Consider the following 18,977-nt stretch of genomic DNA (forward strand, 5'->3'; position numbering starts at 1 on the left):
GAACTCTTCGTTGATCTCTCCCGCCACGTGTCACCCGTCACCGTATCGCCCAAAATTGTATTGACACCAAGGCGCAACAGGTACAAAATGACGCTATCGCCGCCTCGCTAAACCCCTCGGACGGCGAACGGCCAAAAGACATCATTCTTACGCTCGATCGCATCGAAGTGGAAGGACTATGTCCGGAGAAGTTTAATGAAGAATCATAATAGTGAAATCGTGCTCCGTATCGCTGCATCGACACGGCAACCCGGATCGCTCACACGATGGGGCAGTATGAATCTAAATAGAGAATCGACAAAATCGCAGGCCTGGCACCGATCGCTGGCACAGATCGCTCCTATGGGCACCGATCGCTCCTGGATGAAGACGAGTCTGAATTTAAGAGGTATTAATATGAAGATTTTAAAGAGAGTGTGTTTGACGTTTGCTGTTGCTCTATTATTAGTTGGCGTGATTTCAGCCCAGAAAACGTGGGAAAAGCCCTATAAGAAATGGAGTAAGGACGACGCGATGAAGATTGTGACCACTTCGCCATGGGCAGCTACATATCAGTCGATAAACGGGTCTGCTGCAGCATCGCAGAGCCAGATTGCCCGCAATCAGACCGATACCGTAAATGGTGGTGGCAATGGGCGAAACGCGGGTAGTTTCGATCGAAATGCCGGGCCGGCACCGGTTGTTTTTCGCCTACATTCTGGCCGCCCAATTCGCGAGGCGATCCAGAGAGGACGGGAAATTGCGGCTGGCTACGATAAGATGGACGACCAGAAGAAACAGGAGTTTGATGCGTCGGGGAAAGGCTTTCTTGATTGTGCGATTTGCAAAGACTATTACGTAGTTTCTGCTACGAAATTTCCCGATCCTACAAGTGGGTCTGTGGATGAAGGTATTTTGCAAGGCTCAACGCTCAACGATCTAAAAGGAAACGTTTGGTTGGTTAACGATAAGGGCGAGAAGCGGGAGATATTTCAGTTTACGCCTCCAAAACGAGCGGGTGACTCGGCGTACATGTTTTTTGCGCGAAAAGACGAAAATGGAAGCGAGCTTATACGTGCTGATACGAAATCCTTCAAGCTTCTTTTCAACAATAATTTCTTTTTAAGTTCGAATCCCTACGCGGCACTTATGCCGAGTTCTATGGAGTTCAAGGTCCCCCAGCTTTTGGTTGGGAACAAGCTTGAATTTTGATCTGAACCGAAACTTAGATTGTTTCTACGGACGAGGCTGTCTGATAACTATGGAACTCGGTGCCAGGCTTGCTATTTTGTCGATTCTAAATATATCCCGCGAAACATTGATTAAAGGATGTGGGGTCATCTATGAAGTAACCCTTGAAGTCAAGCGCACGGGTAATATAGCATCTTTGGGATGCGATAGGTGCGTTGGATTGACTGACAAAAGAGAACAACCGGCGCCGCCATTATTAGTTAGATTCTTTCAGATACGCACCGCTGTAATTAGCGAATGCCATCATCTATTCGTGCACAGCTTCGATCGAGCGGTTGGCTACATGAAACCTGATCGGCTCATTTCCGGTTCTTCATCTGGAAATGGCTGGTCGTGCCATTAAACCTTCGTCTTCGGTCCGCGGAAAGGGAAAGAACCCAGTCGCTATCGCTCCCGGTTCTGACAGATGTTCGCCGCCTACGGAACCATTGACACCCACCACACAACAGGTACAAAATGACGCTATCGCCGCTTCGCAAAACCCCACGAACGGCGAATGGCGGGAGCGACACTTATGACGGCGAGAATAGGCAAACGCGAGTGAAAAATTGTTCGAACGCGACGCTCGGTCGATACTAGTACGGGCGGCGATGGAAAGCGTGTCAAGACGGTCGCTGGGTTTGCCGATACTTCTAAACTAGTAAGAGGCTGTGCGGTGAGTGGATCACCGTACAGCCTCTTAGCATCGTAAACCAACTATCCCTAAAATCAGGGAATATATGCGCTGGCAAGTGGCGTATCGGTGCTTAGGCCGAATTGTTGGATCTGGACGCCTGTCTGTGATCGATTAAGATACCACGTCGCTCCTGACGGCCTGAAGACGGCGGCATCGGTGATTAGATCACCATCGTAATCGCCCGGAACCGGAATATCGTTAGTCGATCCAAACGGAAAGGCATAGAAGGAAAAATCTTCGCTTCTGAGAACAAACCAGTTGCCGTTGGAGGGTCGCCACACTGCAAAGTCAACTTTGCCGTCGCCCGTATAATCGCCGGGAACCGCTTTGTCGCCCGCGACGCCGAAGGTCGCAGCGGTAACGGTGTTGTCGCTGGATCTCTGATACCACCACTCTTTGTTTGCTCCATTGGTACGGAAAATTGCGAGATCGGCTTTGTTATCACCGTCGTAATCAGCCGGAACCGGTGCGTCTGAGCTGAGCCCGAAGGACTGAATGACGGTACCGCCGGCCGATTGTGAAATATACCAGGTCGCGCCGGCAGGTCGGAAAACCGCCGCGTCCATTTTGCCATCGCTGTCATAATCGGCAGGGACGGGCTTATCACCGTTTGCGCCGAACGGAAAGGCATAGAAGGAAAAATCTTCGCTTCGCAATATGAGCCAGTTGCCATTTGACGGCCGCCATACCGCCAAATCCAAATTACCGTCGCCGGTATAATCACCCGGCACTATCTTGTCACTCGGCAGCCCGAAGGAAAATGCCGAGACACCCGTGTTCTGACTTCGACGCAGCCACCACTCGCGGACTCCGCCGTTTGAACGCGAGACTGAAATATCGGATATTCCGTCGTTGTCCAGATCGTTGCTGGGAAAGACAAACCCCGTAAAATATAATCCAAATCGCCGTAAATTTCCGCTATCGAGAACAGAATTATCGCTGACGTTCAGTTTCCAGATGCCGTCGGCATTTTCGCCTCTGAATTTCGTGAATCTTCCATCCGGTTCCGGTTGGAAAATTCCCGACAACACTTGTCCGTTTTGACTCGTTATGGTCGAAACCAATGGATTGTTGAATTGATCTTTAAGGTCGAAAGAGCAAATATTGTCGCGACTACCGCCGCGTCTACTCATAAATGTGACCGTCGTTCCTTTTGGCGACGTGAGCTTAAATGTCAGATCGCCGATAAATGTATGATCAACTGCCGCATTTGTGTTTCCGGCGGTAGCATCACAACCTGCTTGGAACGGAAAGGTAAATTGTAAGTCCCGAATTCTGCCAATTCCGGCAACAGGAAGCGAAATATCAACACCCGCTGGAACGTTGTCGGGAATTGGAACGGCGGGGCCGGTGTAGTTTATGAGTCCCGATCCCGTCCCGCAAGTTGAATTCCAATTGGTTGAAGAGACAGATAGGGTATATGGCGTTCCGTTGCCCACGGAGGCAACTGTCGAAAAAACGACTACAGCGATGCTCGTATTTGCAGGAATGATAGTTTGAAATGTAATAACTCTTGTGCTAGTTGTTACGCCCGTACTTACACCGGGATCACCCAGATAGCGGCCCGAACTAGAAATATCTCCGGCAACAAAGGGCTGTCTGAATGCCGCCACCGCAAGGTTCTCCGTACTTGCGTTGACGAGGGTAAAAGTAACGCAAGCCGGGGTCGAAAATGTATTGGTAATGTTATGAACATTGTAAAGAAAAGCACCGGAATCATTAGTCCCGGGATACACGGCCCCGGAACACGTCGCAGCCGCACTTGGCCCGGCTCTGAAAAGCCGGGTCGTAAGATTACCCGTTGACCCTCCGCTGGGTGCCGTTCCGAGCGTTCCGCTTAGACTACAGGCTTGAGGAGCAATGTCACTGTTATCGATACTTTGTCGATCACGCGTGGCGGCCAAATTTTCCTGTGCTGAAACCGAGGTTTCTAAGCCAAACGTTCCCGGTGTCACAAACAATGAAAACACCAGTGCAAGAGCCGCGGTCGTAGCTATGATCAACGTTCTGATCAAACTTTTTTGCGTTTTTGTCATTTTTCTTTACTCCTAATCGTATTGGGCCGGTCACACGGATCAATGGCGCTGTGATATGTACTCCAAAAGGTACCAGACTTAGTTGAGTCAGACATTTTTGTCGGCAATCGATCCCGAAAATCTCAAGAGATATCTATTTTGTCACGAGATCCGAGTCAGAGAGCTCTATAGGTCAGGCACTTCCTCGTCGATCAAAGGCAACCCATTTACCGTCTATCGTGATAAATCGTGTTGAGTCCACTATATAGCCAATGCCGTCGTTCAGCAAGACTTTGCCATTATCATTTGCCGAATAATAAAATGCGGCTGCCCTAAAGAGCAGCCGCAAACTTCCCAATTGAATTAACCGTCGGTTTACCAGATCAGGCAGGCATTGGGACGGATCATTTTTTGCGGGGCCTTGCAGCCAAACGCTTTGGCGAACTCGGGCATATTCGACATCGGTCCGTTCACACGCCAGCGGGGGAGAGCGTGCGGATTGCCGGCGACCTGTTGGCGTTCGGCCTCGGGCGTGTATTTGCCGGCCCAGACCTGAGCCCAACCCAGGAAGAAACGCTGTTCCGGTGTGAAACCGTCAATATTGGCAGGACGCGGTTTGCCGTCGAGCGATTTCTGAAACGCGTAGTACGAGACCGTCAGACCGGCAAAGTCGCCGATGTTTTCGCCAAGCGTCAACTTGCCGTTGATAAACAGGCCGGGCTGGACTTCGTAGCCGTCAAACTGCTTGACGACGCACGCTGCACGCTCGTCGAACTTGGCACGGTCGGCGTTGGTCCACCACATTTTGAGGTTACCGTCGGCGTCGAAACGGCTGCCCGAATCGTCAAACCCGTGGGTGATCTCGTGGCCGATGACGCCGCCGATAGCACCGTAGTTGATCGCGTCGTCAGCGTCAAAGTTAAAGAACGGCGGCTGCAGGATGCCGGCGGGAAATGTGATGTCGTTATTGACGCTCGAGTATGACGCGTTGACGGTCGGCGGCGTCATTCCCATACGCGACTTGTCACGCGGTTTGCCGATGTCCTCCATATTTCGCTTGATCTGAAACTGGTTGGAACGGACGAGATTGCCGGCGTACGAGTCGCGTTTGATCTCGAGGCCCGTGTAACCGCGGAGCACGTCCGGGTAGCCGATCTTACGCTTAAAGGTCGAAAGTTTGGCCTGCGCCTGGACCTTGGTCTCCGGGCTCATCCAATCGAGGCCCTCGATGCGGCCCTTCATCGACGCCATCAGGTTGTCGATCAGCACATTCATACGAGCCTTGGCCGCCGGTGTGAACGCACGCTTGGCATACTCCATTCCAAGTGCCTCGCCGAGCGATCGGTCAACGGTCTGAACACAAGTTTTCCATCGTGGCTGACGTTCTTTCTGTCCGCTCAGGTGCTTGCCAAAGAAATTGAAATTCTCATCGGAAAACGCTTTTGGCAGAGAGGTTGCGGACGAATTGACCACCATCCAACGCATATAGGTTTTCCAGTCGGCGATGGATACATCGGTCATCATCGAGTTCATTTCCTTAAAGAACTTGGCCGGAGCGACGTTAAAGTCGCCGGCGGCCGGAACGCCGCGGGTGGCGAAGTATGCGTTCCAGTCAAAATTGGGCGTCAACGTCTGCGCTCCGGCAACCGTGATCTTGTTGTAGCCGCTATCGGGATCGCGGCGTTCGACGGGCGTCAACGAAGCTTTGGCGAGCCGCGTCTGGATATCCAGAACCTTGGCCGCATTGGCTGCGGCGGTGGATTCGCTATCGCCGAGGAGCTTGAACATATTCGTCATATAGGTGACAAATTTGGCACGAGTCTCGACCGATTTTGCGTCCGTCTGAGTATAGTAATCACGGTTCGGCAGCGTAATGCCGCCTTGTGATGCGTTAACTATGACATTGTTCGAGGCCTTAAGGTCGGGGCCTGCGCCAAAGCCGAAGATCACCCCGAATCCGAAGTTGTGAAGTTCGGCGATCTCACGCTGCAGATCGGCGGCGGTCTTGACCTTGTCAATTGCCTTTAGGTACTTGCTGATCGGTTTGATCCCGGCCTTTTCGATCGAGGCTTCGTCAATGCAGGTCGCATACATATCGCCGATCATCTGCGTATCGCTGCCCTTTGCAGACTTGGTCCGGACGGCACTTTCGAGTACCTCTTTAAGCGTACCGTCGTTGCGGTCACGGAGAATATTGAAAGTCCCCCAACTCGCCTCTGCGGGCGGTATCTGGGTGGATCTGAGCCAAGAGCCGTTGGCGTATTCAAAAAAGTCCTCACAGGCATCGACGTTCTTGTCCATTCTGGTGGTGTCGAAACCTGAGCTCTGGGCAAGGACGGAAAGTGTCATAGACGTCAGAATCGCCAACGTCGTCATCGATCGGAAAAAATATGTTCTCATTTGGTGCTCCTAGAAAGGTCAGTTGGTAATACGGAGAAATGTGCCAATAGGTTATTGAAAACCCCGGGCCGAAATTAGACGACCGGAATGAATGCATCCGAGACTTTCTGCCGCAACTCGGCGGCAAGTGCTTTTCGGTCGGTATTCTTGATCGGAGCCTCACCGAAATTGATCACCGTCGTAAATCCCGAGAGCTTAAACATTCGCCAAATATGTGCGAAAAAGCTGATGTCCTCCCACCAGCAAACATATGTACTCGCCGGAGGTGCGCCGTCAGGTGTGCGGTAAGTGACCGCGGCATAAGAAACGGGAACGTCCGATTCGGCGGCAAACTGCAAAAAGGATGAATTGAACGGTAAAACCTCCTCACCCTTGGACGTTGTGCCCTCCGGAAAGACGATCACGCCTTCGCCGGCATCGAGCCTTTCGATGATCTGTCGGCCGGCACGCGGTATGTCGCGGCGGTTGGTGCGGTCGATGAAGACAGTTCCCATTGACTTGATGATCGCACCGGCAAGCGGCCAGGTCAGGATCTCGGACTTGGCAACGAAAACACCGACCACCGCCTGTCGCAGAGCGGCCATATCGGCGTAACTAAGGTGATTGCAAACCAGAAAATAAGGCGGTTTTGGCGGCGTGCCGATTATCTCGATCTTCATCCCGCAGATCTTTGTAAAAGTCCAGGTCCAGCCATTAAAGATCATCTGTCGCCAGTAAACTTTGTTTGGAATGAGCAAATTTCCTACAAACCATATGACGTAAGCGCCGAGCGTCGACGCGGCAAACATAAAGATTCGGATCGATGCTCGTATTGTCTTCATTTAAGGTGGCGGCCAACTATCGCTCAAGCTTTTTGAAATTGTATCGTAGCAAAACACGTATCGGCAACGTCTTGCCATTACGTTCGGCGGGACGCCATTGCATCGAGCGCACTGCTTTCAGTGCCGAGCCATCGAGGCCGAAGCCCGCCCATCTGACTACTTCCGCCGCCAGGATCGAGCCATCCGAGGCCAGAGTAAGTTCGATCTCGACGGTCGCGGCCACATCATAGAATGAGGCGATCGCGGTGTACTCCGGCTTAATGCGCAAATATGGGATCGGCGAACGAAAATTGAGGGCACCCGGTGTACCGTCGGCGGGCATCTCCTCGATCTCGGCTGACGCCTGTTTGGCAGGAGCCAGTCCGGCTGCCGCGATCGCCGCACGGATATTCGCCGCAAGCTTTGGCATTGATCCGATCAAAGTGTCCTCGGACTCCTTAATAGATGCGCCGTTGAATGCGGAATTGGACCAATCGATAAGGTTGCCGAGCTTTTGCGATATCACAAATACGGAAGCGAACGACTCGTAATACTCAGGCCGTTCGAGCGCGGTCCGCCGCATCGTCGCCGCGCGAATGATGATCAGATAGTCACATCCGACAGCGGTCGCAGCGACGCTCGACTGGCGGGCGGTCATATTAAATGGTGTTGTGATCGATAATGCGTCAAATGCGGAGCGGCTTAATGACAGGTCGAGGACATCCGAGGTTTTGGCGAGTTCGTTCGAAAGCCCGTCGGCCGTCCGCTCGGCTATTCGATTTGTCTCGGGTGTCACGATCGCGATCGTCTGTCCGGATGCCGCAGTGGCCCAAACGAGCAGGGCAAACGCTAACGCCGCGATCGCCGAACTACGGCTTATGATAAATTGCAGCGATCTCATCTTTTAGTTCTGCCGGAAAGCATACTCTGTGAATCCGATATCCTTGCTGAAGCCCTCTAACGGCAGAGGAGACCTCGGATATCTCGCGGACCGACGGGCGGGCAAATCCATCCTCGACGAAAATAAGGTTTTTGGCATCGGCGGAATCCGTCGTGTAGAAATTGTATGCCGCGTCGCCGGTCTCGTCTTCGCTGACATAATATTTAATGTCAAAGCCGCGGGCTGACACGACGGCCTCGACCTCCCGCACAAACGAATGGATCTTGTCCGCCGGCATATCCAGATCGAACGCAGCAAACAGCCGACGATCGAGAAATCTTGACGCAAGGTCCGAAAGTACCTGGTCCGCCGAGAATTGCCATTGCTTGATATGAAAGAAAACGTCGGTATCATCGAGTGAAAGATGTTCGGACAATGATAGACGCTGTTTTTGCAGGATTTTTTCGAATGCGGAACCGGTTCGGTGCCAGACATCGCCGCCGGCGGCGTACACATCGATCGCCCGTTTGAGCAGTGATTTCAGGACGGCCTCGGCCGCTCTCAGCGTTCGATGAAAATAGACCTGGCGAAACATATAGTAGCGAGCCTGCAGATAATCCTCGACCGCGTAAATTCCGGGTGCGGCAATGTATAGCCGATCATTTGCCTCATCGATCTCGATCGATTTGATTATCCATTCCAGGTCGTAGATGCCGTACTTTGCACCGCTCATAAGCGAATCGCGAAGCAAGTAGTCCATTCGGTCCACATCGAGTTGCGACGAAACAAGTTGTGTAAGAGCGAGCGGCCTGAAATCGCCGCGGATGATGCCGGCGACGTCCTCGGCTAGTTCGCGCGAAAAGCCCGAGAGCACTCGTCCGACATCAGTGTCGCCGCTCAGGATCGTGTCGATCGAAAACTGTTCGTGGTGAAATCCGAGGATAGACTCGATCACGTGAGAGAATGCACCGTGTCCAATGTCGTGAAGCAGGGCAGCGACCCGCACCGCAGTTTGGTGCTCGTAACTTATTGTATATTTGGAGTTGAGCCTCTCGAGTGTCCTGGTAGCAAGATGAAAGGCGCCGAGTGAATGAGTGAATCGCGAGTGTTCGGCACTCTGATAGGCGAAATATGCGAGGCCGAGTTGGCGGATTCGCCTAAGCCTTTGAAATTCAACGGTGTCGATCAGCGTTTCGATCAGTTTACCTTCGGCGGAACTATTGTCCAGCCTGATAATATTATGAACCGCATCTCGATAATTTCGTTCTGACAATTGCCACTCCCGCCCGCTAAAGGATCCTGTCCATTATCGTGGCATTTTGCCTCCGCCCGCAACTCAGGCTGACAATTTGCCTGAGCCGAGAGCCATCGAAACAATCAAATTGTGGCAATCCATCTATTTGGAAAATCTTCAAAATATTGAATACGCTGTGACGACCGAAAGTAGCCCTGCTAAAAAGGAGAGATGTAAGTGTCAGTATTTACAGGCATTTAAGGGCTTTTATTAAACAAAGCGGCGAGTGGCAACAAAATTGCTTGTTTTACAGTGAACATATTGCCTTTTTTTGGCATTACCCTTCAACTTCAAGATTTATTGGGAGAAAAAAATGAAAATTCAGCGAACTATTAAAGTTATCTCAATGCTCATTCTTATCGCTTTTGCTGTGTCGGTCAGTATCGCACAGGAAACGGTAGGTGGTATCGAGATCACTACTAAGGACACAACCGGAGCCGTTGTTCCCGGCGTCGTCATCACTGTAACCAGTGGTGCGGACACTGCCGGTTACAAACGGACCGTCACAACCGACGGTTCGGGCTACGCGCGTCTTACACAGATGCCTCCGGGCGGATACATTCTGACGGCGGCTCCTATCTCAGGTTTTTCTGAGACTAGAACGACCGCTCGTGTCGAACTCGGAAAATCGAGTCAGGTAACCCTCGAAATGGGCATCAAGAGCTCAGTCGAGGTCGTTGTTACCTCAGGCGATACCGTTGTTGACACCGGTAGCTCGGAAATTTCGACATCGGTCAGCTCAGCTAAGATCGAGTCGCTTCCGGTTGCAGGTAACTTCACCTCGCTTCTCAAGATCGTTCCGGGCGTCCGTCCTGAAGCTCTCGCCGGTGGTTTCACCATCGACGGTGCCAGCGGTGCTGAGAACACATTTGTGATCGACGGCCAGGAAGTGACCAACTATCGTAACGCCGGTCTGAACTCGAACAACAACGTGCCTTTCGCACTCGTTCAGGAGTTTCAGGTCAAATCGAGTGGTTTCAACGCCGAGTACGGCGGTGCAACCGGCGGTGTGGTTAACGTTGTTACCAAGGGTGGAAACAACCAGTTTCACGGTGATATCGGAATCGGTTTTGAGCCTTCGAAACTTCAGGGCGGAAATCGTCCGGGCTTGAACCGTTTCACATCGGGCTCGGTCTCGAACACCACTTATGTCGCGACAAACGAGTACATTACGGCTCCGAAATCGCAGTACCTGACCACCGTTCCTTCGGTCAACCTCAGCGGTCCCATCCTCAAGAATAAAGTTTGGTTCTTTGCCAGCTATTCGCCGACGATGTTTTCGCAGACTGTTGACTCGGTTTATTACAGCTCAGCCCCGTCCGCTACTCGTGCGGTCACCGGCGGCGAGCGATATACCGGCAAGCAGAGGAATGAATACAGTTTTGGCCGTATCGATGCTTCGCCGTTCTCGAAACTGCGTTTGACCGGTACGTTCCTTTATAACCCGCTTATCCAGCAGGGTGTTATCCCCTATGGCACCTATGCTATCGGCGGAACGACCTCGTGCGTCAATTTTGGCGGCACCATCGGCAGTCTCTGCGGCAACGATCTCGCTAGCCGTCAGGGTGGATTCCAGTCATCCAAGAACGTTACGGGTCAGGCCGTTTACACGCCGCTCAGCAGCATTGTTGCAACGTTCCGATACTCGCGTGGTTTCTTGAACGAAAAACTTGGAAACTACTTTAAGCCGTCTGGTACACGTTATATTTGTACCTCAGGCAATGCAGCCGGTACCACGACGTTTGGTTCGGAAGCTTGTACGACCGGTATTAATGATCCTGCGAACGACCAGACCTTCAAGGACGTTTCGGTCCGCACCAATTACGAAGGCGATATGAGCTTCTTGTTCAACGCCGGCGGACGTCACGAACTCAAGGGTGGCTACGGTCATCAGGCTATCTACAACGACCTGTTGAAGAACTTCACGACGCGTGTTTACATGCAGTACGGTCGTCCTATCGATAACGATTTCAACTGGAGCAACCTCGCAACTCCGTCAGCTCCGATCTGTGCAGTAGGCCAGGTTGTCGGCTGTGTGCTCGGCCACGGTGCTCTTTATCGCTACGGCGAGAGAGGCGAAGGCAGCAATTTGAACCAGGCGATCTATGTCCAGGACAAATGGCAGATCGGTCGACGCTTTACCCTGAACGTCGGTGTCCGTATCGAAAAGGAATCGCTTCCGTCGTTTAACGGTTTTGCTGCTCCGTTCGCATTTGGATGGGGAGACAAGATCGCTCCGCGTATCGGTGGTGCATTTGACGTATTTGGCGATGGCAAGACCAAGGTCTTTGGTAGCTATGGCAAATTCTATGACCGTCTGAAATTCAAGATGGCACAGGGTTCGTTCGGTGGTAACTTCTACCGTGTGGACTTCTTTGAAATTGCTCCGAACAATGCGCCTTACCGCTCAGCATATACACCCTCGACAATTTTGGGTAATTTCACCGATCCGATCGGTGGTGCGTGTGCTCCGACCGGCTTTATCGGCAGCGGCCTCAGCCGTTGTCAGAATGACTACCGTGTTGCTTCGAACGTCCCCGGTGTTGACATCGAGGATGCCGGCGGCATCGACGTTAATCTGAAGCCGTATCAGCAGCGTGAATTCACCTTTGGTGCTGAGCACGAACTTCACAAAAACTGGGTCATCAAGGGCCGCTATACCAATAAGAAGCTACTTGAGACAGTCGAAGATGCTGGTGCTATCAGTGCAACCGGCAGTGAGATCTACATTACGGGTAACCCCGGAAAGGGACTTCACGCTCAATTCCTGCAACAGTTTGGCTATGCCGAACCGTATGCTTCGGCTCGTCGTGACTACAACGCAGTCGAGCTTCAAATTGAACGCCGTCTGGCTGACAACTTCTACTTCAATGCTAACTACACCTATAGCCGCCTTCGTGGTAACTATTCAGGTTTGGCTAACTCAGATGAAGCAGGACGTTCGGATCCGGGCGTAAACCGTAGCTTCGATCTTCCGATGATCGGATTCGTTGCTAAGGGTGGATCTGATTACGGTGCACTTGGAACCGATCGTCCGCATGTTGTTAATGCGTACGGCGGCTACAACTGGATCTGGAAAGGTACCGGTAACTCGACCGAGTTCAGTGCATTCCAGACATTCCAGTCGGGAACCCCGCAGTCGACCCTTATCAACTTTATCGTGCCGATCTTCTTGAACGGCCGTGGCGATATGGGCCGTACACCGATGCTCTATCAGACGGATTTCAGCGTTTCACATCGCTACAAATTCGGAACTGACAAGAAGTATGCGGTCGAAGCTAACATTAACTTGATCAATGCATTCGATCAGGCGACCGTGACAAGTCTTCAGACCACGCTTTCCAATATCTCCTTGGCTTCATTTGGAGCTGCTCAGGGATATGGTTGTGCGTCGGGTGACTATCCTTGTCTCTTGAACAAGTTTAATGCTGGTTCACTGTACACACAGATCAACACTAATCTGAATTCGAACCCCCTCGTGTTTAACGCTAAGAATAGCTCGTATGGCATGGCCAACGGTTATCAGGGTGGTCGTAATGTTCGTTTTGGTTTCAAATTTGTTTTCTAAATAAATTTGTTTCCTAAAACCTTTTGGCCCGCCTGAGCGATCAGGCGGGCCTTTTTTGCAACTTTGCTGCAGGTCGTACGCACATTGCTAATACGATATGCAGTCTCTCGCCGCTCCGCCGCTACATCGCAGCAAAGCCGAGTTTTCCATAACCAACGGTTTCTCGGTCAGGCATTCAGTACTTTGTGGTGATCTCGACATCGACGCCGTCACCTTTCGGCACCAGCGAGTACGGCATAACTATATATGTCCTGCTCCCTCGCCAACGAGTCGTTAAACCGGTCATTTATCTTTACCGCGATCAGTGGCGGAGCTGAACTCAGAGGCTATTTTAGTTTTGGATCTGGTCGGAAGTAGGGCGTCCAAGAGAAATAACCGTAGATCAAACCTCCGACGAGATGCCAGCGATCGATATCGAGCGGAGGCCCGATACTGATCAGGTCGTGCTTATTCAACGTATGAAGGCAGACAAAGGCAGAATGAAGCCGGCCCTGTTAACCCGGCACTAGTGCGTCGGGCGGCTTAATAGCGGTTTCGGTAAAGTATGCTGTGGGATATCGGTGGCCCTCGTCGGGCTATTGCTGAACGACCCGAAATCGGCGATCGAGTCGTCCTGACCTGCGAGTTAATTGCCGAGAGCAGTTCAACAGCACGAGCCGTTACTCTGAGCACCGACACGCCGTAGGAAACACATGCCGTTCTTCGATGACCCGAGTGCTCGCGGTCATTTAAGGCTAATGATGTCGCTGTGCCGACTCAAAATCGGCGAGCTAACCCAATATCGTGGAAGATCGAATAGGTTTTCGCGACCGCACGGGTCAGATCCTAGGTCTTAGACCTAAACTGCTTGATCAATTTCTTTATATCCTCTTTATTTGGGGCTTCCGGGGCAACTTTCAAATAGGCCTCGAGTTCCTTGGCCGCCTCGGCATAACGATTGAGGTCTCGACCAAACAGTAGGGCCAGTTGCCAGTGGGCATCCGCCGACGTACCTTCCGAGGCCTTTATGGCACGTTTGAGCGCCGTCTCGGCCTTTTCGTATTCTTTGGTAGAGCGGGTGGCCATACCAAGTAGCAGATTTGCCTCGACCGAGTCCGGACTTTCGACGAGAGCCTTCTCGGTAGCTGCAACAGCCTCCGGGAAGCTTTTCAGGGTAAATTTGGAGTAGCCGATACCGTACCAACAGTCAAAACATCGTGATTGCACTGCCAACGCCCGCTCAAAAATACCGATAGCAGTCGTATAGTCTCCCTTAGTGAGACGCAGATAGCCGAGCTTTTGGAGAGCTAGAAAATAGGTCGGAAAGGTGTCTACTGCTTTTTCGAGGCTAACCAGAGCTTCGGTCGGCCGCTGCCCGTCGATATCGTCGATCGCAGACTTATATAGTGCGGCCGCGGCCGGGGGCACATCTTGTGCGTAGACGACCGCATTTTGGAATGGAATCTTGCTCGACTCTTTTCTCGCCTTCAGATAAATATCTTTTTGCTGTATGTCCGGTAACGACTGGCCTCGACTCCCGACTCCGGCTAACTCGACGTCCACGCTTTGCTCGACCAGCCCGGTTCCATACGGTAGGGCCTTGACTGTGTAACGGCCGTTGGGCAGATTTGGGAAATAATAGCGGCCCGACACATCCGTTCGGACGCGGCCCATCGTACGGTTAATATCGTTCGTCAGCTCTACCCAAACCTGCGAAACAGGACGGCGATCCGGGCCGAATACAAAGCCCGAGATCGAACTCCTATTATCCGCCTGGCCAAAAGTTGTGGCAGCGGAAACGAACAGAAACAAAATTACAACCAGAAAACTAACCCGATAGCGACCACGATTCATACTTTCCCCTATTCAACCACTAACCTTAAAATCTCAATAAATGCCCCATTTTTTCCCGTTTCGTCTTCATATACTCGACCGACTCTTCCTCGGTAGCGACCTCGATCGGGATCCGCTCAACGAGTTTCAGGCCGGCTTGCTCGAGAGCTGCGAGCTTGTCCGGGTTATTCGAGATCACCCGAACCTTGCAGAGGCCGAGGTCATATAGTATCTCGGCACACTGCTGATAATCACGAGCATCGATCTCAAAGCCGAGACGCTCATTTGCTTCGACGGTGTCGGCGCCTTCGTCCTGCAGGGCATAGGCCCGGATCTTATTAATAATGCCGATCCCGCGGCCCTCCTGCTGCTGGTAGACGATTGCTCCGCGGCCTTCGGCATTGATCATTTCCATCGCCCGGTGGAGTTGTGGTCCGCAATCGCATTTGATCGAACCAAACACATCCCCCGTAAGACACTGCGAATGGATGCGGACCAGTGTCGGCACCTCGCGATCCATAGAGCCTTTGTAGAGTACAACAAATTCTTCGCTGCTGTTGAGCGATCGATAGCCTGCGATCTTAAATGATCCACGCTTGGTCGGAAGGTCCGCCGTCGCTACTCTTTCGACCGTCAAGTCCCGCTGCATTCGGCAGCATTCCTCAGTAGTTGCGGGCGGAATATTATTCTGTGACATTTCTCTGCTGATGGGTAATTATAGAACTTCTGCCGGCTAAAAGCTACATTTCGTTTGACGCCACCATAGAGGAAAGGCACAAAAATAGCCGCCGGACGCGGTGCTGGCGGCTTGGTCAAGATCCATTGTTCCGGAGCTTAATTACTTTCTTTGTCGTCGCTGTCTGCGGTATCTTCGTCCGACGGCTTTTCTTCGTGTGCCATAACGGCCGAGTCGCCGTGGCCAAAAAGTCGCGATAGTATTCCGCTGATCGATTCGGACGCTTTGGCCGGAACATTCTCGACGGTCGCTGCCGATATAATGTCAGGCCCGTTAATGGCAAGCTCCAGCCGGACGAGTTCCACTGTCTTGGTGCGGCAAAATCCGCAGTCGGAAAGGTGTGTGACCAGCGGAGTTGCTTCGCGCATCGTCATATTGCCTTCAACAAAGGCTGCCAGCGTCTCCTCGTCGAGATGATTAGCAGTATCAAACGCCTGATCACCTGCCGAACGATCTAGCAAGAAACGCTCCAAAAGGCCCTGAAACCTCGTGTCAAACCCAATGATGTTTTCCGTGCTTCCCATTTGCTGTAGAACCTCCCGATAGTTAGACGCAATAAACAGATCCTTTTGCGTAACTGCCGCCCGGAGGCTTAAATTATTCCTTCGTCACAAATAACATCTATAAATTTCCGGTCAGATCCTTGTATATATCGCCGCCTGCGAGGTCTTGCATCGCAAGGCTCATACAGGTTTCGATCTCTGACTCTGACAGTCCGTGGACGCTAGTCAGTTCGTCCCTAAATAGCTGCAATACGCGAGCGTAACTCTTTTCGAGCCAACGCATAACCGTCGATTCGTGAATTCGTGCGTTCGGGTCCTTATCGCGCGACTGTGACCGACGCTGAAACCAACCGCGAAGCGGAGATGTCTCATTTTCGACCAATTTCGAGATCTCGCGAAGCTTAAGATTATCGACGTGATAATACAAAAGTAAGAGCCTCTCGTGAGCTTCAAGTGAGGCGAATGCATTTGATAGGGAGGTTACGGTCGCCTTGCGATAACGGTCACGCGTGATCCCTTCGATCATCGATTCCTCGCCGCCCGACGGTGCCGCGGCAAAATTCGCGTGTGCGGCGCCTTCGCCGACGTTCTCGGTCATTTCGTCAAGCGAGACCTCATCGTGGCTTGCCCTATGCATATCGACAAGCGAGTGCCAGATCACGGTCCGCAGCCAACCGCGAATCGAGCCACGGCCGCTATATGTCGCAAACTTCGAAACGCGTTCGCCATCGACAACACGGGTTCCGTACAATTCGCCGTAAACCCAATCGACGACTTCGTCAGCATCGACTTCGGTTTTTGCCAGATGGCGGGCGACCCGCTCCATATACGAACGGTTTGCGTGATCGAATTCCCACCACGATCTTTCGTTTCCATCAGCGCACGCGAGAGCTAAAAAGAGATCGTCAGCCTGGATCAAACCCAGAAATTCGCGAACGTCATCCTCACTGGCCGGATCGGTCGAGGCGTCAATAAGGTACTTCTGAGTTGTGTTATGAAGCGAGGCTCGAAAACGCTCGATCGTTACGCCAAAATTCGGAGAGCTATCACGACAGCGCTCGAATAACTCGAAAGTGACCGAATCGAAGACTTGTTGGAGATCGTCATTCATCGCCGAAATACTCAAGATAAACCTGTCACGATATTATAAACAAACTAGTGCGTTCAGCCTAACAATCTATCAGCCGGCAGTTTCAGGCTCGAGTTCATATCCGGTGGCTGAGGGCTCGGTCGAGAGATGAACGAGTTTCTCCTCCGAATACTGCAACTGATATAGACGCCAATAGAGGCCGCGATTTGCCAAGAGTTCATTGTGGGTGCCGATCTCCCGCAACTCTCCGTGGTGGAGCACGATGATCCGATCACATTTTTGGATCGTTGAAAGCCGATGGGCCACTACCAGCGAGGTTCTGCCGTCCATCACGCGTTCGACAGCATTTTGGATCAACTGTTCCGTTTCGGTATCGATCGAACTTGTTGCCTCGTCGAGTATCAGGATCTTGGGGTCGAACGCCAGAGCGCGTGCGAATGAGATCAACTGCTTTTGCCCGACCGACAGCCCGGCCCCGCGTTCCTTTACCTCGGCCTCATAACCGCCGTCGATATTGCGAATAAACTCGTCTGCGTGGACCTCTTTGGCTGCCCACTCCACCCGATCTCGTCCGATCTCGGTGTTGCCGAGCCGAATATTATTCTCGATCGAACCGCTAAAGAGGAATACGTCCTGCAGTACGACCGCAAAGTTCGAACGCAGATCTCTGAGATCCCAATCGCGGACGTCGACGCCGTCGAGCAAAATGCGCCCTTTCTGCACGTCATAAAATCGCATTATCAGATTGGTGATCGTGGTCTTACCGGAGCCTGTATGCCCGACAAGTGCGACACTCTCGCCGAGACTGACGGAAAATGAAACGTCGCGGAGCACCCAATCTTCGTCTTTATACGCAAACCAAACGTTTTCAAACTCGATCCGTCCCTCTGCCTTTCCGGTACGGACGGGCACGCTTGGCGACTCAATTGTGATCTCGCGGTCAAGCAGGATAAATATCCGATGGGCTGCGACGATGGCCGCCTGGAGCACGTTGAACTTATCAGAAAGATCCCTGATCGGCTGAAATAGCTGAAGCGAATACTGGATAAACGATGCCAGGATGCCGACCGTCAAGGCCGCCCCTGAGACTGACATCCCGCGCAGCGTTTCGAAACCAAAGGCAAAAATAACGACTGCGATGCCGATCGCTCCAATAAAATCGACCAGCGGGTAGAAGATCGAATAATAATAGATCGTCTCAAGATTGGCTTCGCGATAGTCGTCATTGATCTCGCGGAACCGGTGCTGGGCCTTTTTCTCAGCGTTAAACAGCTGCACCGTCTGGGCACCCGAAATATACTCCTGAAGAAACGCGTTGAGCTTCGCATTTCGCGTCCGCACTCGGTCAAAGCCGTTTCGGGCGTGCTTTCGAAACCAGTTTGTCGCGGTAAAGAGCAACGGCACCGTGATCAGCGACACCAGTGCCAACTTCCAGTCCATCCAGAACATTATCCCTAGGATCGCGATGATGATCACCAGATCGCCAAGGACGTCTATCACACCGGAGGTAAAGAGTTCGTTGAGGGCATCGACATCCCCGGTCAGGCGCGTCATCGTCCGCCCGACGGGATATTTGTCGTAATAGGCTACTTCCTGCTTCTGAAGTTTGGTGTAGAGTTCGGTCCGTAGATCGAACATCACCTTTTGGCCGACTTTATTTAGCAGGATCTCCTGAACATAAGAGAAAATGAAGCGTAGCAAAAACACACCGAAAAAGGCTAAGGCAAAGAGCCATATCCCATCGATGCGTTTCGGTTCGATAAAATCATCGACAGCCATCTTGGTGAAATATGGCTGGGTACTGATCAGGATATTAGTAAGTAGCGTTAAGGAAAGTGCAGCGGCGGCCAACCGCCAATACGGCTTGAGATATCTAAAGAGACGGCCAGCTACGCGAAAGTCGTACGTTTTGCCGATCTCGTCCTCTTCGTGATATTTTTTGGCCTCATCTGACATAGGGTAAGATTCGATTT

12 protein-coding genes are annotated in these 18,977 nt (G+C 52.0%); 2 read left to right on the forward strand and 10 right to left on the reverse strand.

Annotated elements, in window-relative coordinates; genetic code table 11:
* Positions 1 to 342 precede the first annotated feature (342 nt).
* Positions 343 to 1,191 (forward strand): hypothetical protein, encoded by an 849-nt coding sequence (locus IPQ00_16930; GenBank protein MBL0242250.1) that lies wholly within the window; start codon positions 343 to 345, stop codon positions 1,189 to 1,191.
* Between the two features lie 747 nt (positions 1,192 to 1,938).
* Here IPQ00_16930 and IPQ00_16935 read toward each other — a convergent pair.
* From IPQ00_16935 to IPQ00_16955, 5 genes are all read right to left on the reverse strand, one after another.
* Positions 1,939 to 3,942, reverse strand: coding sequence for a VCBS repeat-containing protein (locus IPQ00_16935; protein ID MBL0242251.1), 2,004 nt, complete (start codon positions 3,940 to 3,942; stop codon positions 1,939 to 1,941).
* A gap of 354 nt (positions 3,943 to 4,296) precedes the next feature.
* Positions 4,297 to 6,321 carry a M13 family metallopeptidase gene (locus tag IPQ00_16940; protein MBL0242252.1) on the reverse strand — a complete coding sequence of 675 codons (2,025 nt, stop codon included), beginning with the start codon at positions 6,319 to 6,321 and terminating at the stop codon, positions 4,297 to 4,299.
* 74 nt (positions 6,322 to 6,395) lie between these two features.
* Positions 6,396 to 7,142 (reverse strand): 1-acyl-sn-glycerol-3-phosphate acyltransferase, encoded by a 747-nt coding sequence (locus tag IPQ00_16945; GenBank protein MBL0242253.1) that lies wholly within the window; start codon positions 7,140 to 7,142, stop codon positions 6,396 to 6,398.
* Between the two features lie 16 nt (positions 7,143 to 7,158).
* Positions 7,159 to 8,022 carry an energy transducer TonB gene (locus IPQ00_16950; protein MBL0242254.1) on the reverse strand — a complete coding sequence of 288 codons (864 nt, stop codon included), beginning with the start codon at positions 8,020 to 8,022 and terminating at the stop codon, positions 7,159 to 7,161.
* Positions 7,991 to 9,274: an HD domain-containing protein gene (locus IPQ00_16955; protein MBL0242255.1), complete on the reverse strand. Its 1,284-nt coding sequence runs from the start codon at positions 9,272 to 9,274 to the stop codon at positions 7,991 to 7,993. The genes IPQ00_16950 and IPQ00_16955 overlap by 32 nt, the downstream gene beginning before the upstream one ends.
* Before the next feature lie 334 nt (positions 9,275 to 9,608).
* Between IPQ00_16955 and IPQ00_16960 the strand changes: the two genes are divergently transcribed.
* Positions 9,609 to 12,863: a carboxypeptidase regulatory-like domain-containing protein gene (locus tag IPQ00_16960; GenBank protein MBL0242256.1), complete on the forward strand. Its 3,255-nt coding sequence runs from the start codon at positions 9,609 to 9,611 to the stop codon at positions 12,861 to 12,863.
* Between the two features lie 825 nt (positions 12,864 to 13,688).
* Here the strand turns inward: IPQ00_16960 and IPQ00_16965 are convergent.
* The 5 genes from IPQ00_16965 to IPQ00_16985 all read right to left on the reverse strand — a co-directional run bounded on the left by IPQ00_16965 (position 13,689) and on the right by IPQ00_16985 (position 18,960).
* Positions 13,689 to 14,696, reverse strand: coding sequence for a tetratricopeptide repeat protein (locus IPQ00_16965; protein MBL0242257.1), 1,008 nt, complete (start codon positions 14,694 to 14,696; stop codon positions 13,689 to 13,691).
* Positions 14,697 to 14,721: 25 nt separating this feature from the next.
* A complete protein-coding gene (gene ribA / locus IPQ00_16970; protein MBL0242258.1) occupies positions 14,722 to 15,324 on the reverse strand; it encodes a GTP cyclohydrolase II in 603 nt (200 codons plus the stop codon).
* 185 nt (positions 15,325 to 15,509) lie between these two features.
* Positions 15,510 to 15,935, reverse strand: a complete 426-nt coding sequence (locus IPQ00_16975) for a hypothetical protein (protein MBL0242259.1) — start codon at positions 15,933 to 15,935, stop codon at positions 15,510 to 15,512.
* Positions 15,936 to 16,032: 97 nt separating this feature from the next.
* The gene (locus tag IPQ00_16980; GenBank protein MBL0242260.1) at positions 16,033 to 17,025 is read right to left on the reverse strand and encodes a hypothetical protein; all 993 of its coding nucleotides are present in this window, start codon (positions 17,023 to 17,025) and stop codon (positions 16,033 to 16,035) included.
* Between the two features lie 69 nt (positions 17,026 to 17,094).
* Positions 17,095 to 18,960 carry an ABC transporter ATP-binding protein gene (locus IPQ00_16985; GenBank protein ID MBL0242261.1) on the reverse strand — a complete coding sequence of 622 codons (1,866 nt, stop codon included), beginning with the start codon at positions 18,958 to 18,960 and terminating at the stop codon, positions 17,095 to 17,097.
* Positions 18,961 to 18,977: the final 17 nt, after the last annotated feature.

It is taken from the genome of Chloracidobacterium sp., from assembly GCA_016720705.1.
GTDB lineage: Bacteria > Acidobacteriota > Blastocatellia > Pyrinomonadales > Pyrinomonadaceae > OLB17.